This window comes from Bacillus sp. Cr_A10, from assembly GCF_029222665.1.
Taxonomy (GTDB): domain Bacteria; phylum Bacillota; class Bacilli; order Bacillales_A; family Planococcaceae; genus Psychrobacillus.
Map to the genome: position 1 here is coordinate 72490 of NZ_JARHXR010000010.1, position 22851 is coordinate 95340.

Genomic DNA, 22851 nt, shown 5'->3' on the forward strand with positions numbered 1-22851 from the left:
ATAAATGACCATACCTGTAATTATTGACTGTGATCCTGGGATAGATGACGTTATGGCACTAACTTTAGCCTTCGCACATCCGGAATTGGATATCAAATTAATCACGACAGAGCCCGGAAACCAAACGCAAGAAAAAACAATTAACAACGCACTTGCCTTTACAAGTTACATGAAAAGAGATATTGAGATTGCTAGAGGTTTAAATAATCCATTTTTTCGTAAACTCGAAATTGCTGATGACGTCCACGGCGAGAACGGACTTGGGGATGTCTTTTTCCCAGAACCGACTATTCGCTTAAGCAATCGAAATGCAATTGAAGCAATGAAAGAAACATTATTAGCTAGTGATGAAAAAATAGTTCTAATAGCTACTGGTCCCCTGACAAATGTGGGTGCCCTCTTAATAGCACATCCTGAAGTAAAATCAAAAATAAAATATATTTCCTATATGGGAGGAGCTGCTGTTGGGGGAAATATGACACCAACTACGGAATTCAATGTCTACGTTGATCCCCATGCAGCTGAAATTGTTTTTCAATCCGGAATTCCAATTGTGATGAGCGGACTAGATGTTACACATAAAGCTTATGTCACATTAGAAGAGTTAAAGACTATCGAGGAAATTGGCTCTGATTTTGCACATAAGGTAGTCAAGATGCTTCGTTTTTATGTAAATGCAGCAAAACAAACAGCTTTTCATGGACCAGATTTTGAAAATCGGATTCGTTTACATGATTTGTGTGCAGTATCTTATGTTCTGACACCTGAGTTATTTGATGGGGATAATTGTTACGTTGCTGTTGAATTAGAGGGAAGACTTACAGCAGGAACAACGGTTGTAGACTATTCACAACGAACTGGGCTTCCGCATAATGTGAAAGTATTACATACGGTTCACAGAGAGAAGTTCGTAGAACAATTTCTGAACGCCGTTAAAATAATGAGCCGTCAAATCGGTTAAATATAACATAACAAAGGGGAGAAATGTATGAAACGTAGTTTTAAAGATGATTTTAATATGATGGCAATGTTACTAATTCCTATTGCTGTAGCTATTAATCTAGTAGGTTTCCAGTTAGCCAATGTACTTCGGTTACCTATTTTCTTAGACACTATTGGAACGATACTAGTGGGTGTAATTGCAGGTCCTTGGGTTGCACTACTAGCAGGACTTATAACAAACCTAATTAATGCTATTTTCAATCCGGTATATTTACCCTATGCATTAACATCTATGGCGATTGGTATCGGAGCAGGTTACCTTTCTAAATACGGATTCTTCAAAAACGTACCTAAAACCATTGTTTCCGGTATCATTATTACTTTTATAGCCGTAATTGTCTCTGCACCAATAACAGTTCTAGTATTTGGAGGAGCAACAGGAAATACCTCTTCCCTAATTACCGCTACTTTCTTAGCATCTGGGCAACAATTATGGACAGCAGTTTTTTCTTCCAGCTTTATCACTGAAGTAGCGGATAAGGTTGTTTCTGTATTAGTCGTTTACTTTATCGTTAAAGGTATGTCAGATCGCTATTTATCTAAAATGAATTATGGAGATTTATATATGAAGCGTAATAACAAGAAATGATTTCAACTCTTCTCGTTCAACTTGTTGATTAAACAATTTAACGGGAAGAGATTATTTTTACAAGGGGGCGTATTTTATTTGAAACAGAATCTTTTACTTCAACTTCATCCAATGACAAAATTCTATTTCTCTCTCTTTATTTTAGGAATAGTACTTATTATGCCTGGATATATTTTTGCCTTTACTATCTTCCCTGTTTTAGTACTAATTGCAATGCTTGCAGGTGTAACGAAAGAATTTCTTAATATTGTTTTAAAGGCATTATTAAGTGTATTAATCATCGTATTCATTATGCAAATGTTGTTCTACCCTGGTGAAAATGTACTTTGGGAATGGGGAATTTTTAAAATCAAACAAGAAGGATTGAATTATGGGCTATTATTGACATCTCGCATTCTCGCTATAGGATCTGCATTTATATTATTTTTCCGCATAACTGAGGTACGAGATTTTGTTAAGTCTTTAGAAGATAAGGGTCTTCCACCAATGGGAGCCTATGTGGTGTTATCAACACTTCAAATTATTCCCGAAATGCGTCGTCAAGCTAACACAATTATGGAAGCACAAAAAACTCGCGGTGTAGAAACAGAAGGCTCTTTACTTGTTCGCGCTAAAGCTTTTATACCAACACTAACGCCCCTTATTTTATCCTCAATAGCAGGAACCGAAGAACGAGCAATAACGCTTGAATCGCGTGCATTTTCAGCACCAGTAAAAAAGACAAGCCTACACCAATTAACTAAAAATACTGCAGACCGTGTTTTACCACTAATCTATTTACTAATCTTAATAGGTCTACTTGTATGGAGGTTTTTCTTATGACAATAATGATTGATTTAAAAAATGTGTCTTATCGCTATCCAGTAAGCGATGATTTTGTATTAAAAAATGTGTCATTTTCAATAGAAAAAGGGAAATTTACAGCAATTATCGGTAATAATGGTTCTGGTAAAACAACACTTTGTAATACAATTCGCGGGTTCATTCCACATTTTTACAAAGGGGATTTAGAAGGAGAAGTTATCGTAGACAAAAAAAGAATGTCTGATTATCAATTAGGCCAACTTGGAGAAAAAGTAGGATACGTATTTCAAAATCCATTTATCCAAATTTCTGGAGTAAAAGATAATGTATTCGAGGAAGTTGCATATGGCTTAGAAAACCTAGGCGTTCCTGTGGAAGAGATAAAAAAACGGGTCGAAGAAGTACTAACACTAGTTAAGATTGAGCATTTACGTAACAAAAATCCCTTCGATCTCTCAGGTGGACAAAGACAACGTGTTGCTCTTGCATCCATAATCGTTATGGATCCAGATATATTAGTCATTGATGAACCGACTTCCCAACTTGACCCTATTGGTACGGAACAAATTTTTGATATTATCCGATTAATGAAAGAGCGTGGCAAAACCATTGTTTTAGTCGAACATAAAATGGATTTAATCGCTGAATACGCTGATAATTTGCTTGTTATGCACGAAGGTGAGTTAGTAATGAATGGGCCTGTTCGTGAAGTATTTGCAAATCCAGCGTTTAGAAAGTATGAAATCCAATACCCACATGTGACGGAAATTGCACTACAACTACAAAACTTAGGGATGCCACTTTCTTTCCTCCCTGTACGTGATATAGAACTAGCGGAAGCATTAAATATGACTGGAGTGAATGAATATGACCGAACTTCACTTAAATAATGTAAGCTTTTCATATCCAGACGGAACAAAGGCACTTGAAAACCTTACTCTATCCATTGAAACTGGGGAGCGTTTAGCAATTGTAGGTCAAAATGGTGCAGGAAAAACAACTGCAGTAAAGCTTATGAATGGTTTGTTAAAACCTACGGAAGGTAACGTATTAGTTGGGGACTGGGATACGAAAGATCATACTACAGCGCAAGTTTCGAGGAAGGTAGGATATGTATTCCAAAACCCAGACGATCAAATATTCCATAATGATGTTGAATCCGAGGTCCGTTTTGGACCAAAAAATATGGGATTTGAACCCAACCGTGTAGATGAATTAACAGCTTGGGCGATGAAATTATGTGGCATTTCCGAATTTGCAGAAGAAAACCCATATAACTTACCTTATTCCGTTAGAAAGTTTGTAACAATTGCGTCTGTATTAGCAATGGATTCTGATATTATTATTTTAGATGAGCCAACTGCAGGTCAAGACAAGATTGGTTTGCAAGTACTTGGTAATTTACTTCAAGCATTAGAAGAAAAGCAGAAGTCTGTAATCACCATTACCCATGACATGGAATTTGTAACGGACTATTTTACACGTATCGTTGTAATGGCGAACCGAAAATTAGTAGCAGATGACAATGCACAAATGGTTTTTTATAATGCAGACATTTTAGAAAAAAGCATGTTAAAACCTCCTGCTGTAGCTCAAATTGCGAAACTACTTAAATTTCCACCTGGACTTCTATCAAAGAGTCAATTAGTGGAAGTAATTTTAAAAACTCGTTAAGGAAGGAGTATAACAATTCATGAATATAACAGTTGTAGGGAGCACTAATATGGATCTTGTATACCTAGTTCCGCATATTGTAAAAGCAGGCGAAACGTTACACAGTACAAAACATGAGTTGTTTTTTGGAGGAAAAGGAGCAAATCAAGCTGTTACTGCTAGTCAGTTAGGAGCTAAAGTATATTTTATAGGTAATGTAGGTGCAGATAACTTCGGGGAACAAGTTAAGCAAAACTTACAAGCTAAAGGGGTAAATACTGATTCTGTCCAAAAAGTTGGGTTGACTGGGCAAGCAATAATTCAAGTAGCTGACTCTGGAGAAAACTCAATCGTACTATTTCCCGGAGCAAACTTTCTAGTTACAGCTGACCAAATCCATACAGATAGAAAGTTAATTGAAGCTAGTGACGTTCTCCTCTTACAGTTGGAAATTCCGATGCAAGCAGTTGAAATGGCTGCTGATATTGCTGCTAAAAAAAATGTACATATTATCTTAAATCCTGCACCTGCACAAAAAATAAGTGACTCTTTATTGAGTAAAGTTTCTATTTTAACACCTAATGAAACTGAGTTAGAAATACTTACTGGGTTAAAAACGGAAACCGAGGAAGACCTTTTCCATGCATGCTCCCTATTACTTAAAAAAGGAGTAAATGCAGTTGTTGTTACGTTAGGAGAAAAAGGCTCCTATTATATGAATAGTAATGAATATGGATACGTAAAAACAAATGTGGTAGAAGCTAAGGATACAACTGGAGCTGGCGATGCATTTAATGGGGCATTAGCTGTAGGTTTATGTCAAGGAAGCTCATTAAAAGATAGTATCTCATTTGCAACAAAAATTGCGACGTATGTTGTTACTCAAATGGGAGCACAACCCACTATCCCCTCCTCCCTTCAAGTAAACAAAGGATGAAATCTATTCTCTATTTATTAATTCTTATTTTGTTATGGGGTTCTGAATTTTAATTGCAGAAATAGCTTTAAGTTTTAATTAAACAACTAGTTTTTTGTACTTAACTATCTGTTTTTTTGCTGAACCATCCGATTCTTTGGCTTAGCCATTAATCTTAACAATTCCATCACAAAAGCCGACTATTAGCCAATAGTCGGCTTTTTTTTAGCTTTTCTTTTTATCCAAAGAGTCATTATTATCTATTTTAAATTCATCTGCTACTTCGTCAACGATATCTTTAGTTGAGTTTTTAAATTCTCTTAACGTTTGTCCAACTGCCTTACCTAATTGAGGTAGTTTTGATGGACCGAATACGATTAGGGCAATTACTAAAATGATTATTAAACCTGGTACTCCGATGTTTGGCATGGTACTTCCTCCTGTTAGCAAAAGAAATGTGTAGTATTTATCCAGCGGCAATTTATACATAAATTAGTTGTTTTGTATCACTAACACAATATACCTTTCTTGTTTAATTGTAAATAGATGAGAATTTAAATGTAATTTCAGAAAAAAAAAACTTTTTGTTTGTAATAAAAAATGTGTAGATTTTATGAAAAAAAAGAGTAAAATGGTGAACAGTTGTTTTGTATCATTATTATACAATATATATCTTATATTCTTCGCAGGCGAAAGGAGATTGAATGTGACAAAATATAATGTAGAAGAACTAAAAATATTAAACCAAGTATTTTTCGCTTTATTTATCGTAGCAGACTTTGCACTATTTCTTTTCTTCCACAGTAGTACCTTTCCTTGGTTCTCTTTACTAGGTTTTGGTATTGGCTTAGCGATAATCGTGCTTTGCTGGACAGGGAAAAAACATACATACTTTATCTCTTCATTATTAGTATGTACAGTTATTTTTTCTTTAGTTTATAACTGGCACGCCATTGTTCACTAATATATTTATTAGTGTTTTTTTAATCAGTATTTATCTAGATAAAATTTTAAACTAAGTATTCTTTTAATTCATTTAGGAGGTTATATTATGTCAGAACAAGATAAAAAGGCTCCATTTTTAGATAAACGTTCATCAAGACGAACTTTCATCAAAAATTCTGGATTAACAGTCGGTGGGGTCGTTCTAGGTGGGGCAATTGGCTCACTGTTAGGAAAAGATTCAACTACTAAAACAACTGAAACTCATGTTCACTCCCAAGCAACTGCTGTCAATTATAATCAAGCGCTTATGTATTTCGACAAAGCACAATTCGATACGATTGAGGCTGCTGCTGAACAAATTTTCCCGAAAACCGAAACAGGACCAGGGGCAAAAGAATTACTTGTTGCCTACTTCATAGACCATCAACTTGCAGGAAATTGGGGACTAAATTCAAAGGAATATATGTCAGGTCCTTTTTATCCTGCAGAGGCAACTCCTCTATTTGGTCATCAAACACATTTAAACAGACAGCAAGTCTTCAATCTAGGAATTGAAGCTTTAAATTCAGAAGCAACGAAAAAATATAATGCACGATTCTCAGAAATTAAAGACGAAGAACAAATTGCCATTCTTACCGCTTTTGAAGCAGGAGAGGTAACTTTGAATGGTGCTGTGACATCAAGCTTCTTTTTTGGATTATTAAAAAGTGCAACTATTGAAGGTGTTTATGCAGATCCACTATATGGCGGAAATAAAGATATGCAAGGTTGGAAAATGAAAAACTTCCCGGGCCATCAGATGAGCTATGCAGACATCATTGAAAAAGAAGAATTTGTGAAATTTGAACCTATGAGTTTGAATTCTCAACATAAACATTAATCGAAAGGGTGCTATAGATTATGGCGAAAAAATTACCGAAAACAGACATCGTTTTGGTTGGGGTAGGTTGGACAGGCGGTATAATTGCTTCTGAATTAACTAGAAAAGGTTATAAAGTAGTTGGTTTAGAACGCGGAAAAGAAAGAACTACTCAAGATTATTTAATGGTACATGATGAACTTAGATATCAACAAAGAAATGAAATGATGCAAGACCTTTCAAAAGAAACACTGACAGTACGTCATGACCGATCACAAAGAGCTTTACCTTACCGTCAGCACGGTTCCTTTTTAATCGGGGATGGCTTAGGAGGTTCTGGGGAGCACTGGAATGGTTTAACCTATAGATTTTTCCCTTATGATTTTGAAATTTATACAAAAACGGTAGAACGATACGGAAAGGATAAAATTCCAGCAGACATGCCTCTTCAGGACTGGGGAATTACTTATGACGAACTAGTACCGTACTTCGAAAAATTTGAAGCTATGGCTGGTATTTCTGGGGAAGCTAATCCTCATCCAGATGTTCCAGAGGTTAAATATCCTACTGCTCCTTTAAAAGAAACACCTTCTATGAAAATGTTTAAAGAAGCATCTCAGAAATTAGGATATCATCCTTATATTGCTCCAGCAGCAACACTTTCTGAAAACTATACAAATCCAGACGGAATTTCACGTGGTGCTTGTCAATACTGTGGTTTCTGTGAACGCTTTGGATGTGAATATGGAGCAAAAGCATCTCCAGTAGTAACTGTTTTGCCTGTTGCAAAAGAAACAGGAAATTTCGAAGTAAGAACTCATTCTGTTGTTCGTAGAGTACTACATACTAATGGAAAAGCAACTGGTGTATTATATGTTGATACACGTACTGGAGAAGAATATATCCAAGAAGCGAATGTAGTTGTCGTATCTGCATATGCACTTAATAACATTAAAATACTATTAAACTCGCAACTCGGCCGCCCATACAATCCTGAGACGGGTACTGGAGTAATCGGCAAAAACTATGCATACCAAATGACTTCTGCAGCATCCACAGGATTCTTCAAAGACAAAGAATTTAACCTATATGCTGGTACAGGTTCCCTTGCTGGAGTTTTGGACGATTTTAACGGGGATAATTTTGATCACACAGACTTGAATTTCATTCATGGTGGGAATATCGCACTTGGTCATTACGGAAAACGCCCAATTTCAAACAACGCTGTCCCTAAAGGAACACCAGGCTGGGGTAAAGAATATAAAGAGGAATCTATTTATTGGGCAAACAGAAGCTTAGGGGTAGGTTCACAAGGTTCCGTGATGCCGAATAAAGAAAACTATATTGATTTAGATCCGACATACAAAGATGCTTTCGGGGATCCTTTATTGCGCATGACGTTTAACTACAAAGAAAATGAAAGAAACCAACAAAAATATATAAGAGAAATTACTACTAAAATTTTGGAAGAAATGGGAGCAGATATCATTAATTCTCCTGGAGACCAAGGTGACTGGGACACGACAAAATACCAAACTACTCATAATACAGGTGGAGTTATCATGGGGGCAGATCCTGAAACAAGTGCATTAAATAGTTACCTTCAGATGTGGGACTGTGAAAACGTTTTTGTACCAGGTGCCTCAGCTTTCCCACATAACTCTGGTATGAATCCTACAGGAACTGTTGGGGCTTTAGCATACCGTGCTGCAGAGGGAATTGAAAAGTATTTGAAAAACGCTGGACCTTTAGTTTAATAAGAAAGCGAAAGTGTCTCAGTCAGCCCATGTAAGCAAATGTCATTTAGGCTTCGAGGGGCTGCTGAGGTCTGAACAAAATTACTAAGTAGAAAACTTATACTTTCTAATCCAATCATTATAAAAACAATATCTATTTATAGAATTAGCCAACAACTTGAAAAGCTACTAGCTTCTTTCCAAAAGAAGCTAGTAGCTTTTTCAATATTGGGACAAAGTGTATATAATAACCGCTGGTGTACTAAAATTAGAAGAAAAAACGAAACGAAAGAGTGAGTGTTTTGTATACGAAAAAGATAATCGTTTGGTTTAGAAAAGATCTACGAATACATGACCACCCTGCCTTATGGGAAGCAACACAGCAAGGCACTGTAATTCCTGTCTTTATTTGGTCAAAGGAAGAAGAAAAAGAATATCAAGCGAGTGGTGCATCTTTATGGTGGCTTCATCACTCTCTCCTTTCATTTCAACAACGAGTTCCAATCATCATTAGAGTTGGCAACGCATTAGAAGTACTGCAAGATTTAATACAAGAGACTCATGCAGACGCTGTCTTTTTCAATGAACGGTATGAACCATCTATTGTGGAAAGAGATAGAACAATTATTATTAAGTTGAAGGCTCAAAATATAGACGCTCGTACCTATAATGCAAATCTACTCTATAATCCAGAGGAGATGTTCAATAAAAGTCAAAAGACATATAAAGTATTTACGACTTTTTGGAAGAGGAGCATGCAAGTTAATGCACATCATCCAGTCCCTACTCCCCATGAATTTGAGGTTTATAAGAATCCAATAATAAGTGTGACAGTCGAGGAACTTCGATTACTTTCTTCTATAGAGCGAGTTGATCAATTAGGACTGTATTGGAAACCCGGTGAGCCGGGAGCAATTGAGATGTGGGAACATTTTATAAGCAACGGTTTATATAAATATGAAAGAAAAAAAGACTTTCCATCTGCCAGTGCAACATCTACATTGTCTCCCTACTTGGCATCGGGTGATATGAGTGTTCGTTCTATTTTTTATGAAGCTAAAAAGGATGACTCCCCCATGCTTCAATCATTCATTCGGCAATTAGTATGGAGAGAATTCTCTTATCATCAGCTTATTCAATCCCCTTCATTTCCACTGAAACCATTACGGTCAAATTTTGAGCATTTTCCCTGGCAAAAAAATGAGGAGAACATGACAAGTTGGAAAAAAGGGCTAACAGGTTATCCACTAGTAGATGCAGGAATGCGAGAACTATCCGAAACAGGTTATATGCACAATCGCGTCCGTATGGTAGCTTCCTCTTTTCTTGTAAAGCATTTGCTGGTTGATTGGCGAATAGGGTACGAATGGTTTCAACAAAAACTTGTAGATTTTGATGTGGCAAATAACGCAATGGGCTGGCAATGGGTTACAGGCTCTGGAATTGATTCTGCTCCCTACTTTCGAATATTCAATCCGATTATTCAAAGCGAAAAGTTTGACCCTAATGGGGATTATATTAGGAAGTGGGTTCCGGAACTTGCTAAACTATCCTCTCCATACATTCATCGCCCGTGGGTTACTCCTCTGAATATTTTGGAAGAAAGTAACATTCAACTTGGTTCTACTTATCCACACCCTATCGTTGATCATTCTAGTGCACGAGAACGTGCATTACGTGCATACGATTTAATAAAAGGAATAAAAAAAACATGAGGTTCCATCTCATGTTTTTTTAAAAAATTCAATGTTTCCTCTAATTCCTTTGTCATTTAGTCAACTAGCTCAGGTCTTCCATGAAAAAGAGTGGGAGTATTTTGGAATAGTCTTATTTGCCATTTCTCTTCTTTTAAAACCTACTACTAATGTGTGGTGCGTATTTACTGAAGGGTTGATTGTTGATTGATCGGGGGGAATCATTCCGGCAATCGAACGTAATAGAGCTGTGTTTTTATTTAGAAAAGATACATCTTTCACTTTATAAACAAATGTTGCAGTACGATGACTCTCAAAAACTGGACGTAAATGTTCAAACATGCTTTCACGCCAAACCTCTAAACTTCCATCATAACCAATCATGACACCATCTAATGAAAATAAATTGGACATTTCTCTTGCGTCCGCAATATTCCATGCATTTATCAGCTTTTTATATAATTCTTCAATATCTGTTATTTCCATTTTTCCTATCTCCCTTAAAACGATCTGTTATATCTTAATTTTCTTCCTATCCATTAAAGCGTATACTTATTTATAAAATGAGTTTAGGTGATAGATACATGATTTCAAGATTAAAAGCGTATGCCAAGAAAATTAAACAAGAAATTTTTGTACTTGTGGAAGCATATAAACATCCTGAATTACCTTTATACATAAAGCTCTTATCACTTCTTATTGTTGCGTATGCATTTAGTCCGATTGATTTGATACCTGATTTCATTCCTGTACTCGGATATATAGATGATCTTATTCTAATCCCTTTAGCCATTTCTATTGTCTTGAGATTAATACCAAACAACATTTTAAATGATTGTCGTAATTTAGCCGAAAAATCGGAAAAAGTGAAAAGGAATAATTGGTTTGCTGGAATTGTTATTATTTTATTGTGGATTAGTTGTATATATTTACTTTTTATTCTTTTCACAAAATAGTCATAACATCTAATATATTGCATGCATTATTTTTCACAATATTGATTTAATTTATGATAGAATAGGTTTTAAATTTGCTAGCGAGGAGTGCTTTTAATTGATTATCGAACCATCTAAAAAAATGTCTATTTTTGAACCTGCTATTTTCGGAGACTTAAAAGCAGCCGCCGCGCTTAAAAAAGCTGCAGGTTTTGAACTATATGATTTAAGTTTAGGTAGTCCTGACCTGCCACCAGATGAAAAAGCAAGAAAAGTATTATCAGAACAAAGTTATTCAGCCACTTCGTATGGTTATACACTAAATGGAACAAAACGTTTTTATGAAGCGGTTGCTGATTATTATAAACGACGTACGAATGTCATCCTTGATCCTCAAACAGAAATTGTACAAACAATGGGATCTCAAGAGGGGCTTGTCCACCTTCCTATCGCATTTTGTAACGAAGGAGATTATGTGTTAACTACCAATCCTGGCTATGTTGCGTATGATGCAGGGATTAAATTGGCCGGAGCAGTTCCATACTATATGAATCTATTAGAAGAAAATAATTTTTTACCTGATTTAGATGCAATTCCTGAGGAAGTAGCTTATAAAGCGAAATTAATGATTTTAAATTTACCAGGAAATCCAGTTCCAGCTATGCCAGATCCTGCATTTTTTGAAAAGGCTGTAGCATTTGCAAATAAATACAATGTTATTATTTTACACGATGCTGCGTATTCTGAATTTTATTTTTCTGGAGATTCTCCAAGCAGCTTCTTAGCGACACCGGGAGCGATGGAAGTAGGAATGGAAATCAACTCATTATCCAAAAGCTTTAGTCTTGCCGGTACGCGAGTTGCTTATATTGTCGGGAATGCAGAAATGATTACAATAATGAAACAGCTTAAATCAAATTTAGATTTTGGTATATTTGAACCCATCCAGGAAGCTGGAATTACTGCATTAAATAATGCAGAAGAGATAACAGATCGTTTGCGTACAGTTTTCACTGAACGTCATAAAGTTTTATCACAAGGCTTAAAAGATATCGGGTGGACAGTGACACCTTCTAGTGGAGGAATGTTCGTATGGGCAAAATATCCGTACGAAATGGATGATAAAGAGTTTGCATTTGAAGCAATTAATCAAACAGGTGTAGTTATGGTTCCAGGTACCGTTTTTGGATCTGCAGGAGCTGGATACGTTCGTGTTGCACTAGTACAAGATGTCCAGATTCTGAAAAAAGCAGTAGACCAATTAAAGAAACTTAAGATTCAAGTCCCTTCTCCTATTTAATATTAAGTTATAAAAAAACGTTTCTAAGTTAACCTCACTTAGAAACGTTTTACTTTATATAGATTTTTTCCAGCTCTTTTAGCTTCGTACATAGCAAGATCTGCATTTCTTAACATAACGCTATCTGTAATATTATCCTGCGTGGATAAAGCTATACCCATACTTATCGTAATAGTTAGTTCTGCATGTTCAACATTCCATGTACCTTCCATTACTCGCTGTATTTTTTCCGCGGCTTTAATAGCTTCTTCCTCATTTTCTACAAATGGGAGCATTACAATAAATTCGTCTCCTCCTAGTCGAGCAGCTATATCATGAGATTCAATAGATTGGCTTAGTCTCTTACTAAATTCCTGAATGACAAGATCACCAATATCATGTCCCCATACATCGTTAATACACTTGAAGTTGTCTATATCTAGAAAAATAATAGTAATTCCTGTCTTTTTTCCTTTAAGTAGTTCTGAAAATCGGTCACTTAGAAATCGCCGATTTGGCAAACCAGTCAACGAGTCATGATAGGCAAAGTACTCAAGCTTCTTTTCATACTCCTTTTGTATGGATATATCTCTAGCAGTCATGACCATAAACTGAAATTGATGTTCATCACTATAGACGGGTGATCCACTAATTTCGGTCCAAATCCAACCTTTCGTTTCATGCTTTGCTCTTAGCTGTATTTGAAATGGTTTTGCATGACGAATGGATTGCTCGAACCTGTTTTCAAATAATTTAATGTCATTTGCATGAATATTAATAGATGGAATTTGATTGCTATTATTCTCGTAATCGTATCCAAATACTTCTCTACTAGATGGCGAAACATACAAATATTCTTTGTTATGATTCATCATTATAACGACGTCATGGACGTTTTCAGTGATAATTCGAAAAATCTGTTCACTTTCCACATATTTAGATACTAGTTTGTCCAATTCCCTCATATCTTTTACAATCACATATATACCACTTATTATATGATGAAGGTGAATGGGAATGAATTTTACTAAACAACCAATACGTTCCCCAGTTTTGTCTACAAAGTTCAGACGATAATCTTTTAAATCTCCGTTAATCGATTCCGTAAAATATGTATTTGCGCTCTCCCGATCTTTTGGATCAACAAACTCGATAAAGTTTCTACCTATTAATTCCCCTATACTATACTTACTTAATTTTTCTGATGTTTTATTGCCACCTAATATATGACCATGCAGGTCCATTGTAAAAATGGCATCTGAATTTTTATAAAATAAAGAACGGTATTGAGATTCGGCTTTTACAAGGCGATTTTTCGTTACATCTCGGTCTGTTTCGGCTATTTTTTCATTTGTAATATCCTGTGTAATAGAAGTTATATGAGTAAAAGACCCATCCTCGTTAAATATAGGTGTTAGTGTAGACTTCCCGTTTCTAATCTCGCCATTTATATTTGTATATGTAGCTTCAAATGTTACAGGCTCCCCAGTTTTTAAAACTTTTGTATATTGTGCTTCTAATAAGGACGCCTTATCAAAATCGTGTACTTCTCGAAATGTCCTACCTATGGCTTTTTGGTCTAGTCGAATGGTTTCCATTGCTGCTTTATTAAAAAAAGCATAATAGAAATTAGTATCTTCTCCTACCTCCATAACAAATACCATTTCTTGTATCCCTTCCATCAAAACTTTTATGAAAGAAAGTTCCATTGATTTTTTGATCAAACTAATTCACCTCCAATTCAAGATACTTATATTCTAATTAAAACATATGATTGTTTAGATATCCTCTTATTTTTTTCTTGTATTTATTGTCATTTAAAAGCGCTAATAGCTCCGTTTAATAGAAAAACCTCTTTTCTATTATTTTCAGAGTGGTATGGATAGGGGGGTCATAACATCATTACCGCGTGATATTTGCGAGAGAATAGACATTGCCCTATTAACACCTCATATGCTTCTGAAAAACCTTTTAAACAACTAGAAAAGACGAAGCAATTACAATGCTTCGCCTTCATTTGATATAGTATCTTTCCCTTTAGGATGAATAAGTGCAAACTTTTCCCATTTCCTACTCTTCCATCTAAAATACATAATAATTGCACGTGTCCATTCGTCAGCTGCAATTGCTAACCAAACACCTGGAAGCCCTAAGTCTAATACAAAAACTAAAAAGTAACCAAGTGGTAAACTCATCATTACCATAGACAAAGCACCCATGAGGACCGGAAAGCTTGCGTCCCCCGCTGCACGCAAAGAGTTTATGATGACGATATTCATAGTACGGCCAGTTTCTAGTACTAAACTTAGCAGTAATACAGATGCCCCAATTTTAATGATTTGCTCATTATCCGTAAACAGGCTCATGAACGGAACTCTGAATATCATTACAATCGAAACCATTACTAGTGTGAAAAGAAGCGCCCATTTCACACTAAACCAGACAGATTTATAAGCTTCGTCCTTTTCATTTGCCCCAACGAATCTACCGACAATAATTGCAGTTCCCATACCAATTGCAACAGCAAAAAGATACGTGAACATAGAAATATTGACCGCATATTGTCTAGCTGCTAATGATTCTGCGCCTAGGTAAGTAACGTAATATAAAAATACAATTTGACAGCCCTGATATAAAATTTGTTCAAATGCAGACGGAAGACCAATTTTTAATATTTTTTGAATATATTCTTTGGAGATCGTAAAGTAATATTGCACTTGAACACGATATTCCATGACTCGATATAGCAACCAGAAGAATACTAGCAATGCGATCAGCCGACTGACAACGGATGAGATTGCTGCTCCTTGGACACCTAGTTCTGGAAAACCAAACTTACCGAAAATAAGAGCATAGTTTCCAAGTACATGGATAATATTCATACCTAATGAAACAAACATCGTCTGCTTTGTATAGCCATGTACACGGATAATTGCCGCCAATGCATTGATGACCGCTTGTAGAAAAATAGCTCCACCTACAATAGAAAGATACTGATGTGCATGAACTAACACATCTCCTGTTAAATTCATGGCAACCATCATGCTTTTGGAAAACAATACAAATCCGATACTAAGTAAAATCCCTACTCCTAAATTTAACGTTACTGCTAAGCCAGAAATTTTTGAAGCCTCTATATATCGCTTAGAGCCTAAATATTGTGAAACAACAATAGCTGCTCCGTTTCCTACTACTTCGAGCACTAAAATAGCGATGTGAATATATTGGTTTGCTGCTCCTACCCCTGAGACCGCATCATCAGAGAGAGCACTCAGCATGAAAGTATCCGCAATCCCCATGAGCATAAACAAAAACACTTCTAAAAAAATTGGCCAAGTTAAGTGAAATAAACTTAACTTTTCCCCTAAATCATTCTTCTTACTAAAAGCCACTAATATTCCTTCTTTTCAATTGTTTTTCAATAAGATGAATCTTATCACAAAAAGGTTATTCGTACTATCGAATTTATGTTAATTTTTTAAGATTAAACAACTAAAAAATATACAAAGAAATAAAATAATGGTCATCACTTTAATAGGACGACCATTCAGACAGTAGACAAACTCAAAGAATTTTGCGTTTATAAAGTTTAGGGAAAATAACCAAAGTATTGAACGAGAGAGATATGCTATTTACTTGTTAAAATACATATTAAATGGCAAAAGGTATCAAGAAGTCGCCATCTTAATACCTTTCGTCTATATTCTGAGTGGTCTTCCCTATACGAGGACGACCACTATTTTATTTCTCAATACCTATATGTTTATGAATATACTCTTTCAGTGCTGGTGGAGATAATTCTATTTCGTTTATTAGAAGACTATCCTTTACATACGCTAGTTTATTTCTCTCTGTCGCATATGATTGGATATGTAAAATACTATCAATATGAAGAATTCCTTCATTTGTAATCCCTAGTTCCTCATTCTCGTTACTCATCCATCCCTCTTCAAGAAGTTCTGCTATTATTTTATCAAAGTCTGGAAGGCTGTCTGTTACAGTGTCTTTTAGTTCTTTCAAAGCTTCTTCTTTATTTTCTTCTATAAAGTTATAAACATAATAAGCCAATAATATTTGATCATTCGATGTAAGTTTCCCCATTTTTTCTCCTCCTCATAAACCCTTTCCATCATTATTCCTTTTTTCTGAGGTACTTAAACATCATTGTTCCTATCAAAAAATGACTTGAATCACTATAACAGATTCAAGTCATCCTCTTATAATTTTTATAAAACGTGTATGATATCTTTTTCAAATGATTCTGGGTTATCGGTTGGGGAATATCTTTCCACTAAATTGCCCTCTTTATCGACAAGAAATTTAGTAAAATTCCATTTAATACTGTTTGATAGGAATCCCTTACTGTTTGTGGTTAAGTATTTAAATAAAGGATGTGCTTCCTTTCCATTTACTTTTACAATTTCATGCATTGGAAATGTTACACCATAGGTCATCCGACAAGCTTGGGCAGCTTCTTCTGAATTGGTCACCTCTTGATGAAATTGATTGGATGGGAATCCAAGCACCACCAGGCCTTGATCTTTGTATTGATTGTATAGCTTTTCCAATCCATCAAACTGATTGCTAAGACCACATTTTGTGGCAGTATTAACGATTAGCATCGGCTTTCCTTTATAATCGTTTAACTCGTATTCGACACCATCTGAAGTTTTTACTTTAATATCATAAATACTCAACATTATCACTCCTGGAATTTTTTATTCTACCTGTGTCAAGAAATTATTTAAACCTTTCAAGTTAGACATGAGTGTTTGCGTGTTTATATCTAAGAAATTACAACTTATTATTTTGTCCATAATCGCCTTTTCTATCGGCTTCTTTTCTCTTTTCGCTTTTTCTGTCAAAGAAATAATAAATGCTCGCTTATCTTTATCAGATTGTATCTTGTGTAACCATCCACTATCAATCATTCGATTTATAATAGGATTTAATGTCCCTATTCCAAGACCTAATCGATTACCGATATCCTTTGTTAGTAAATAATCTTCCTCCCATAGCGCCAACAACACTAGATACTGTGTAAACGTTAATTGAAAAGGCTCCAAAGTTCGAGCATATAATTTAGAAAAATTACTTGAAGCTTTGTACACCTCAAAGCATAATTGCTGATCCAGTTTTGAAGATTTAGCCATATAAACCACCTATACATAAATAATTATACATCGTACACGATATATTATTATTCTATAGAAAACCGTACAAAAAGTAAAATAAAAAGCATCTATCCTAATAAAAAAAGTGTATGTAGTTTTCACTTAGAAAACTTCCATACACTTCATTTAATGACTTAACTCCATCAGCCAACAATCTTTATATTCCCCTTCATGTAATTCTCGCTTAGGTAATAATTTTATCTTTTTAAAGCCGCACTTTTCATAGCAGTGAATCGCCCTTTTATTCCAAGTTTGCGGATCCATCACAATGATTTCTGCTTGTTTGTGTTCAATTAAATAGGAAACCATAGCACGAACCAATTTTTGTCCAATCCCTTTATTCCAATGCTTGTTTTCTCCTATGAATTGATCCATTCCATAGATATTCTCCTGTGTATACCCGTACTCTTCTTTTGTTTCATCATCTAATCGATAAAATTGAATATAACCCACTGCTTCCTCTTCCCACTCAACCATACAACCAACTTCATCTTCTGGATGAAAAAATACTTGTATAACCTTCTCTATATTAAATGGATTGTCCCTACCTTCGTAAAATTCAAGAACAACAGGATTGGAAAGCCACTCTGCTAATTTATGTCTATCTTCAAAATCTAATTCACGAACGATTAATCGACCTTTTTGAAATAGCATACTCATTCTCCTATGGAAGTTGTTTTTGGTTTAATTATAGTATAGATAATTCCTACGAAAATGAGGAGTATCCCAACGGTTTGTAATATGGATGGACGAAAATCTAATATAATAGTATCGAGTAAAATTGCAACGACCGGATCAACAAAAACCAAGGCCGATATGACGACAGTCGATAACTTTCGTAAACTATCAAAAAATAAATAATAGACAAAACCGGTATGTATCAATCCTGTTCCTAAAATATAGAACCAATTGGACCCACTTAAACTATGAAACACATCAAAATCCATAAAGGGGAAAAGTATAAGAATACCAATGGCTGTTTGGAGAAACGTCATTGCATAAGCACTCAAATGATCAATTCCTTTTCCAAGTAGCATGGTCATTGCATAACATAAGGCCGATAAAAACGCCCAGACAAAACCTGAATCTAAAAAGTTTGTCCATGAACTAAAATCTTGTAGTCCAATAATCAATATGCTGCCAAGAAAACATACAATAATAGCTAATAAAGAGGCGATACTCATCTTTTCTTTTAAAATCAAACTTCCTAATATCAATACAAATATAGGAGCAAGATTATAAATAGAGATGGCAATCGTAATCGACATTTCTTCAAAGGCTTTAAATAAAAACACCCAGTTAAGCACTAGAAAGATTCCACAAGCGATTGTTTGTAAAACTTCTCTCTTTTTCCAAACCTCCACTTTGTGTTGCCCTGAAATGACCCAACATAATCCTAAAAAAATAGTCGCACAAATACAACGGACAAAAACCAATTCCACCGCTGGTATGCCTGTCTTTCCGGTAAAAAAACCGATAGAGCCAAATATGGCCATGGATAAAGTCATTTTGAACATTGCTGCTCCATTCATCTAATTAAACCATCCCTTCCCAAGATGTCACCCTCCAACAAACAATGCACATTGACTAATAGCTATAAAGAAAGCAACGTTTTGTATTGGTGAGTCATCTTCTATTTCTAAATAGATTGAAAACTGATCTCCTATTTCTGCCTTCCATCGAGCAATTTCTTTTTCGTTATGTGTAAAAAGAGACCAGTTCTCCATTTCTTTTTGAATTCGGATTTGTATGTTACCATCAGTAATCGTAAGATCTGGGATTAGTTCTTTCCATTTGTCGTAAGCTACTATATATGTCTTTTGTTGTAAATGGTCTATCGCTTCATAATAAACTCTACCTTTTTTGGAAACTTTTTTACAAGTAAAAACAAGTGTTTCATTCGCATCATAGACTTTATAGTATAAAAAATAACGATAGTCCATTGCTTTATCAAAGAATTTTTTTAGGCTATTTGAATAATACCGTTCAAATGAATGAGTAATTTTTCCGGTATCATCGTATACATGGATTCGCGTTGTTGTTTCAATTGCATTGGGATGTTTATATGTATATTTTTGCATATATTATTCTCCTTTTAAATGTCTCCCTATTTCTTTAACCTTATCATACTTAAAACCTGCTTTAGAACAAAATTCTAAAGCAGGGTTTGACGTTGATAATTTAGTATATCTTCTAACGATTTTTTGAATGGAATTAAAGGTTCCCATCCCGACTCTAATAACTCCTTAGTCATTTGGCAATCCTCTAATCTTCTAAGCACAATCTACTCATTTACTTCTTCCTCTTGTACATTTATAGCGAAAGCTTTGTGGAAATAAAACGTCTCCCTTAATCCCTCTTCTATGCTATACATCGGACTCCACTTTAAGATGTCTAGTGCCTTTTGATTACAAAGACAACTATGTTTAATATCTCCTTCTCTTGGAGATGTAAATTCTTTTGGTGCTTGGACTCCGTTTATGTCACTTATTAGAGAGAGTATTTCATTAACGGAAGTTCGTTGTGAGGTGCTAATCTGTATCGTTTCTTGGTCTCCACACTCTATACTGGCGATATTCGCATCCACAACATCCTTTACATAGACGAAGTCTCTAGTTTGTTTTCCATCCCCATGAACGCTAATTTTTCCACCCTTATTAATACGATCGAAAAAGACAGATACAACTCCACCTTCCCCTTTTGGCATTTGTCTAGGCCCATACACATTTGCAAATCTCAAAATTGTATAGTTTTGTCTATAAAGCTCATAAAAAAGCCTTATGTAGGACTCAGCAGTCAACTTGGATAAACCATAATAAGAAGACGGGTCAGTATCATCCTCTTCGTTTAAGAGTCCTTTATCTAAATTTCCATATACTGCGGAAGTACTTGCGAAAATAAATTTTTTTACCCTTGCATTTTTGCAGGCTTCTAACATATTAATAGTTCCAATAATATTGACATCCGCATCATAACTAGGATTTTGTACAGATTTCCCTACATCCGATTGAGCAGCTAAATGAAAAATTGCATCTGGTCGAATATTCGTAATTATATTTTTTGCGTCTTCACTACAAATATCCACTACATGCATATGTGCTTGGGGATTTACTTGTCCAATTTGTCCTGAGCTTAAATTATCAAGAACGTGAACCTCCATTCCTTTCGAAATAAGTTTATCTACTAGATGCGAACCGATGAAACCAGCACCCCCTGAAACGATTACTTTCATAACTAATCTCCTTCTATTTTTCCATACTATATGCAGTACTAAAGATTATTAATGGGACATTTGCCAACAAATATAGATTCCTAAAAAATAGATGTTGAATAGCAAGGACATTCATTCATCGGAAAATTGTCTCTAATAACTGGTGTTTAATTAGCATAGAGAATATCTAGTAGAATGAGGAGGGTTTATAGAAACTTTGGAATTAGGGTTCAGAAGAATATAGCTATCTTAGAAGATAATACGAAGTTTTATGCTTTCGAGGTGGGAATGATCTTGTAGAAGCGGTAGCGTAGCAAAGTAAGATTATTTCAGATAAACGAATGACATGGTAACGCAGAAATTGTAGCCCCTTTATCAACTGTTTTTAATAAAGTTTCAATCAAAATTTCTCCAACCTCTTTAAATAAAGATGAAATTAAAGAATTATTGACTGAAGGTGGATTTTTAAAGGAAAAAGAAAAAAACTAGACATTTTTGGTGTCTAGTTTTTTATATGCGGACATGTTGTGCAATACTTACCACTATTCGTTAAATGCGAGTAACAGCAAGTAATTCTTTTCCTACCTCTAATTCCTAACTCTTTTTTGTAATATCTTGCTAAAGGATTTTCACTATACTCACCAAAGAGCTTACTTGATGTAGGTGAAAGGATAAAATGAAAGTCTTCCTCTGCACGTTTTACAACATTTCGAGATATTTCTTCCTCTAGCAAAACAGTCTCATACAGCCAGAAAATATAAACCGCAATATTTTCCCATAAAACAAGCTTCGACACTTTCGCGACATTAGAGAGAATGTTTAGTATTGGTGATAAGTGTTCTTTAAAAAGGCTCTCTATACTGCTTTCCCGCCAATCCTCTCGATTCCCTTCGAGATTTTGCACATCTAGATGGTGAAAGTAGAAAAAAGGAAGCCAAAGTTCATCACTATCTTTCGTTTCTAATGAGACATTTTCAAATGAGATATTTAATCTTTTATTACAAGTGGTCATCGTATACAAATAAATAACAGACAAAAATGCATATCTTTTTATAAAAATAGAAGCTGCAACCTTTATATTAGCAGCCCCAATGTGATGCTGTAAGGAAACTAAATAATTCTTTAAATAGGATTCATCCAAGAGTTTTGACGTTTCAATTGAAAGAGAAGAATCCAATTTTTCTGTAGTCAAACGTAATGTTCGGAGTTTATCGAGATTTAAATTCAATTAAAGTCCTACTTCCTCTAAAATGCATCTTCCCTTACCGAATGGAATACATAATGGCGTACCAAAAAGAGGATCTTTTGTAATCTGACAGTCCATACCAAACACATTTTTTACTAACGGACAGCTTATTATATGCTCTGGTTTACCTTGTGCATAAATTTTCTGATCCTTAATCGCAACTATATTATCCGCGTACCGGCATGCCAAATTTAAATCATGTAGCACCATTACGATTGTTCGTTTCTCTTTTTCATTTAGTTCATAAAGTAAATCAAGAATCTCAATTTGATGTGTCATATCAAGATATGTAGTCGGCTCATCCAAAAGGATAATATCCGTATCTTGAGCTAAAGTCATAGCAATCCATGCTCTTTGGCGTTGCCCTCCAGATAAAGAATCTACCGGACGATCTTTTAAGTCTTCAATACCTGTTGCTTTTAAGGCATTTGTTACTTTTTCTTCGTCTTCCTCTGTCCATTGCTTTAACCATGTTTGGTAAGGATATCTTCCTTGTTTTACTAATTGAAGCACAGTCAAACCTTCAGGGGCAATTGGAGACTGTGGTAGAATAGACATTTGCTTTGCAACATCCTTTGTGGACATTTTAGATATTGCGTCTCCTTCTAGCAATACTGCGCCGGTTTTCGGTTTTAACAATCGAGCAATTGAACGAAGAAGTGTTGATTTTCCACACCCGTTTCCACCAATGAAAACAGTAATTTCCCCTTTTGGTATTTGAAGATTTAAATCATTTATAATAATACTCTCCCCATACGAGAGGGTTAAATTTTGTGTTTCAATCACTTGTTTCATTTCAATACACTCC

At 35.1% G+C, this 22851-nt stretch carries 25 protein-coding genes; 12 read left to right on the top strand and 13 right to left on the bottom strand.

The window, feature by feature from the left end; all coding sequences use genetic code 11:
• Positions 1 to 4 precede the first annotated feature (4 nt).
• The 6 genes from P2Q73_RS12515 to rbsK all read left to right on the top strand — a co-directional run bounded on the left by P2Q73_RS12515 (position 5) and on the right by rbsK (position 4985).
• Positions 5 to 961 (top strand): nucleoside hydrolase, encoded by a 957-nt coding sequence (locus P2Q73_RS12515; protein ID WP_275787685.1) that lies wholly within the window; start codon positions 5 to 7, stop codon positions 959 to 961.
• Positions 962 to 988: 27 nt separating this feature from the next.
• Complete coding sequence (locus P2Q73_RS12520) at positions 989 to 1591, top strand: ECF transporter S component (RefSeq protein WP_053591489.1); 603 nt, start codon at positions 989 to 991, stop codon at positions 1589 to 1591.
• A gap of 78 nt (positions 1592 to 1669) precedes the next feature.
• Positions 1670 to 2413, top strand: a complete 744-nt coding sequence (locus P2Q73_RS12525) for an energy-coupling factor transporter transmembrane component T (RefSeq protein WP_253278915.1) — start codon at positions 1670 to 1672, stop codon at positions 2411 to 2413.
• Complete coding sequence (locus P2Q73_RS12530; protein WP_275787690.1) at positions 2410 to 3285, top strand: energy-coupling factor ABC transporter ATP-binding protein; 876 nt, start codon at positions 2410 to 2412, stop codon at positions 3283 to 3285. The genes P2Q73_RS12525 and P2Q73_RS12530 overlap by 4 nt, the downstream gene beginning before the upstream one ends.
• Positions 3263 to 4069 carry an energy-coupling factor ABC transporter ATP-binding protein gene (locus P2Q73_RS12535; RefSeq protein WP_275787693.1) on the top strand — a complete coding sequence of 269 codons (807 nt, stop codon included), beginning with the start codon at positions 3263 to 3265 and terminating at the stop codon, positions 4067 to 4069. The genes P2Q73_RS12530 and P2Q73_RS12535 overlap by 23 nt, the downstream gene beginning before the upstream one ends.
• Before the next feature lie 19 nt (positions 4070 to 4088).
• On the top strand, positions 4089 to 4985 hold the full coding sequence (gene rbsK, locus P2Q73_RS12540) for a ribokinase (RefSeq protein WP_275787696.1): 897 nt from the start codon (positions 4089 to 4091) through the stop codon (positions 4983 to 4985).
• Positions 4986 to 5189: 204 nt separating this feature from the next.
• On the opposite strand, the gene tatA is transcribed toward rbsK, so the two are convergent.
• Positions 5190 to 5393 carry a twin-arginine translocase TatA/TatE family subunit gene (gene tatA, locus P2Q73_RS12545; protein ID WP_056831137.1) on the bottom strand — a complete coding sequence of 68 codons (204 nt, stop codon included), beginning with the start codon at positions 5391 to 5393 and terminating at the stop codon, positions 5190 to 5192.
• A gap of 277 nt (positions 5394 to 5670) precedes the next feature.
• Between tatA and P2Q73_RS12550 the strand changes: the two genes are divergently transcribed.
• From P2Q73_RS12550 to P2Q73_RS12565, 4 genes are all read left to right on the top strand, one after another.
• Positions 5671 to 5928 (top strand): hypothetical protein, encoded by a 258-nt coding sequence (locus P2Q73_RS12550; protein WP_156316826.1) that lies wholly within the window; start codon positions 5671 to 5673, stop codon positions 5926 to 5928.
• An 87-nt stretch (positions 5929 to 6015) separates the two neighbouring features.
• Entirely contained in the window at positions 6016 to 6789 is a 774-nt protein-coding gene (locus tag P2Q73_RS12555) for a gluconate 2-dehydrogenase subunit 3 family protein (protein WP_275787701.1), read from the top strand.
• 20 nt (positions 6790 to 6809) lie between these two features.
• Positions 6810 to 8525 carry a GMC family oxidoreductase gene (locus P2Q73_RS12560; protein ID WP_275787703.1) on the top strand — a complete coding sequence of 572 codons (1716 nt, stop codon included), beginning with the start codon at positions 6810 to 6812 and terminating at the stop codon, positions 8523 to 8525.
• Between the two features lie 281 nt (positions 8526 to 8806).
• Positions 8807 to 10219, top strand: coding sequence for a cryptochrome/photolyase family protein (locus P2Q73_RS12565; RefSeq protein ID WP_275787706.1), 1413 nt, complete (start codon positions 8807 to 8809; stop codon positions 10217 to 10219).
• A 69-nt stretch (positions 10220 to 10288) separates the two neighbouring features.
• Here the strand turns inward: P2Q73_RS12565 and P2Q73_RS12570 are convergent, their stop codons facing one another.
• A complete protein-coding gene (locus P2Q73_RS12570; protein ID WP_345798849.1) occupies positions 10289 to 10684 on the bottom strand; it encodes an SgcJ/EcaC family oxidoreductase in 396 nt (131 codons plus the stop codon).
• 98 nt (positions 10685 to 10782) lie between these two features.
• Here P2Q73_RS12570 and P2Q73_RS12575 point away from each other — a divergent pair, with 98 nt between their 5' ends.
• The gene (locus P2Q73_RS12575) at positions 10783 to 11154 is read left to right on the top strand and encodes a YkvA family protein (protein WP_275787709.1); all 372 of its coding nucleotides are present in this window, start codon (positions 10783 to 10785) and stop codon (positions 11152 to 11154) included.
• 97 nt (positions 11155 to 11251) lie between these two features.
• On the top strand, positions 11252 to 12433 hold the full coding sequence (locus tag P2Q73_RS12580; protein WP_053591479.1) for an aminotransferase class I/II-fold pyridoxal phosphate-dependent enzyme: 1182 nt from the start codon (positions 11252 to 11254) through the stop codon (positions 12431 to 12433).
• Positions 12434 to 12471: 38 nt separating this feature from the next.
• Here P2Q73_RS12580 and P2Q73_RS12585 read toward each other — a convergent pair whose 3' ends face one another.
• From P2Q73_RS12585 to P2Q73_RS12635, 11 genes are all read right to left on the bottom strand, one after another.
• The gene (locus P2Q73_RS12585; RefSeq protein ID WP_275787714.1) at positions 12472 to 14136 is read right to left on the bottom strand and encodes a sensor domain-containing protein; all 1665 of its coding nucleotides are present in this window, start codon (positions 14134 to 14136) and stop codon (positions 12472 to 12474) included.
• Positions 14137 to 14409: 273 nt separating this feature from the next.
• The gene (locus P2Q73_RS12590) at positions 14410 to 15804 is read right to left on the bottom strand and encodes an MATE family efflux transporter (RefSeq protein WP_053591477.1); all 1395 of its coding nucleotides are present in this window, start codon (positions 15802 to 15804) and stop codon (positions 14410 to 14412) included.
• A 349-nt stretch (positions 15805 to 16153) separates the two neighbouring features.
• On the bottom strand, positions 16154 to 16513 hold the full coding sequence (locus tag P2Q73_RS12595; RefSeq protein WP_053591476.1) for a hypothetical protein: 360 nt from the start codon (positions 16511 to 16513) through the stop codon (positions 16154 to 16156).
• Positions 16514 to 16638: 125 nt separating this feature from the next.
• On the bottom strand, positions 16639 to 17109 hold the full coding sequence (locus P2Q73_RS12600) for a glutathione peroxidase (protein ID WP_056830707.1): 471 nt from the start codon (positions 17107 to 17109) through the stop codon (positions 16639 to 16641).
• A gap of 21 nt (positions 17110 to 17130) precedes the next feature.
• Positions 17131 to 17565 (bottom strand): MarR family winged helix-turn-helix transcriptional regulator, encoded by a 435-nt coding sequence (locus P2Q73_RS12605; protein ID WP_275787720.1) that lies wholly within the window; start codon positions 17563 to 17565, stop codon positions 17131 to 17133.
• A 147-nt stretch (positions 17566 to 17712) separates the two neighbouring features.
• Positions 17713 to 18240, bottom strand: coding sequence for a GNAT family N-acetyltransferase (locus P2Q73_RS12610; protein ID WP_275787722.1), 528 nt, complete (start codon positions 18238 to 18240; stop codon positions 17713 to 17715).
• 2 nt (positions 18241 to 18242) lie between these two features.
• Positions 18243 to 19118: a DMT family transporter gene (locus P2Q73_RS12615; protein ID WP_275787724.1), complete on the bottom strand. Its 876-nt coding sequence runs from the start codon at positions 19116 to 19118 to the stop codon at positions 18243 to 18245.
• 27 nt (positions 19119 to 19145) lie between these two features.
• Positions 19146 to 19667 carry a tubby C-terminal domain-like protein gene (locus tag P2Q73_RS12620; RefSeq protein ID WP_275787726.1) on the bottom strand — a complete coding sequence of 174 codons (522 nt, stop codon included), beginning with the start codon at positions 19665 to 19667 and terminating at the stop codon, positions 19146 to 19148.
• Positions 19668 to 19870: 203 nt separating this feature from the next.
• Entirely contained in the window at positions 19871 to 20818 is a 948-nt protein-coding gene (locus tag P2Q73_RS12625; protein ID WP_275787729.1) for an NAD-dependent epimerase/dehydratase family protein, read from the bottom strand.
• A 481-nt stretch (positions 20819 to 21299) separates the two neighbouring features.
• Positions 21300 to 22025, bottom strand: a complete 726-nt coding sequence (locus tag P2Q73_RS12630; protein WP_275787731.1) for an IucA/IucC family C-terminal-domain containing protein — start codon at positions 22023 to 22025, stop codon at positions 21300 to 21302.
• Positions 22026 to 22838, bottom strand: coding sequence for an ABC transporter ATP-binding protein (locus tag P2Q73_RS12635; RefSeq protein ID WP_053591469.1), 813 nt, complete (start codon positions 22836 to 22838; stop codon positions 22026 to 22028).
• Positions 22839 to 22851 lie beyond the last annotated feature (13 nt).

Coding starts and splice junctions, on each gene's coding strand:
- P2Q73_RS12515 (WP_275787685.1), top strand. CDS start 5: ATGACCATACCTGTAATTATTGACTGTGATCCTGGGATAGATGACGTT.
- P2Q73_RS12520 (WP_053591489.1), top strand. CDS start 989: ATGAAACGTAGTTTTAAAGATGATTTTAATATGATGGCAATGTTACTA.
- P2Q73_RS12530 (WP_275787690.1), top strand. CDS start 2,410: ATGACAATAATGATTGATTTAAAAAATGTGTCTTATCGCTATCCAGTA.
- P2Q73_RS12535 (WP_275787693.1), top strand. CDS start 3,263: ATGACCGAACTTCACTTAAATAATGTAAGCTTTTCATATCCAGACGGA.
- rbsK (WP_275787696.1), top strand. CDS start 4,089: ATGAATATAACAGTTGTAGGGAGCACTAATATGGATCTTGTATACCTA.
- tatA (WP_056831137.1), bottom strand. CDS start 5,393: ATGCCAAACATCGGAGTACCAGGTTTAATAATCATTTTAGTAATTGCC.
- P2Q73_RS12555 (WP_275787701.1), top strand. CDS start 6,016: ATGTCAGAACAAGATAAAAAGGCTCCATTTTTAGATAAACGTTCATCA.
- P2Q73_RS12560 (WP_275787703.1), top strand. CDS start 6,810: ATGGCGAAAAAATTACCGAAAACAGACATCGTTTTGGTTGGGGTAGGT.
- P2Q73_RS12570 (WP_345798849.1), bottom strand. CDS start 10,684: ATGGAAATAACAGATATTGAAGAATTATATAAAAAGCTGATAAATGCA.
- P2Q73_RS12575 (WP_275787709.1), top strand. CDS start 10,783: ATGATTTCAAGATTAAAAGCGTATGCCAAGAAAATTAAACAAGAAATT.
- P2Q73_RS12595 (WP_053591476.1), bottom strand. CDS start 16,513: ATGGGGAAACTTACATCGAATGATCAAATATTATTGGCTTATTATGTT.
- P2Q73_RS12605 (WP_275787720.1), bottom strand. CDS start 17,565: ATGGCTAAATCTTCAAAACTGGATCAGCAATTATGCTTTGAGGTGTAC.
- P2Q73_RS12610 (WP_275787722.1), bottom strand. CDS start 18,240: ATGCTATTTCAAAAAGGTCGATTAATCGTTCGTGAATTAGATTTTGAA.
- P2Q73_RS12615 (WP_275787724.1), bottom strand. CDS start 19,118: ATGAATGGAGCAGCAATGTTCAAAATGACTTTATCCATGGCCATATTT.
- P2Q73_RS12620 (WP_275787726.1), bottom strand. CDS start 19,667: ATGCAAAAATATACATATAAACATCCCAATGCAATTGAAACAACAACG.
- P2Q73_RS12625 (WP_275787729.1), bottom strand. CDS start 20,818: ATGAAAGTAATCGTTTCAGGGGGTGCTGGTTTCATCGGTTCGCATCTA.
- P2Q73_RS12635 (WP_053591469.1), bottom strand. CDS start 22,838: ATGAAACAAGTGATTGAAACACAAAATTTAACCCTCTCGTATGGGGAG.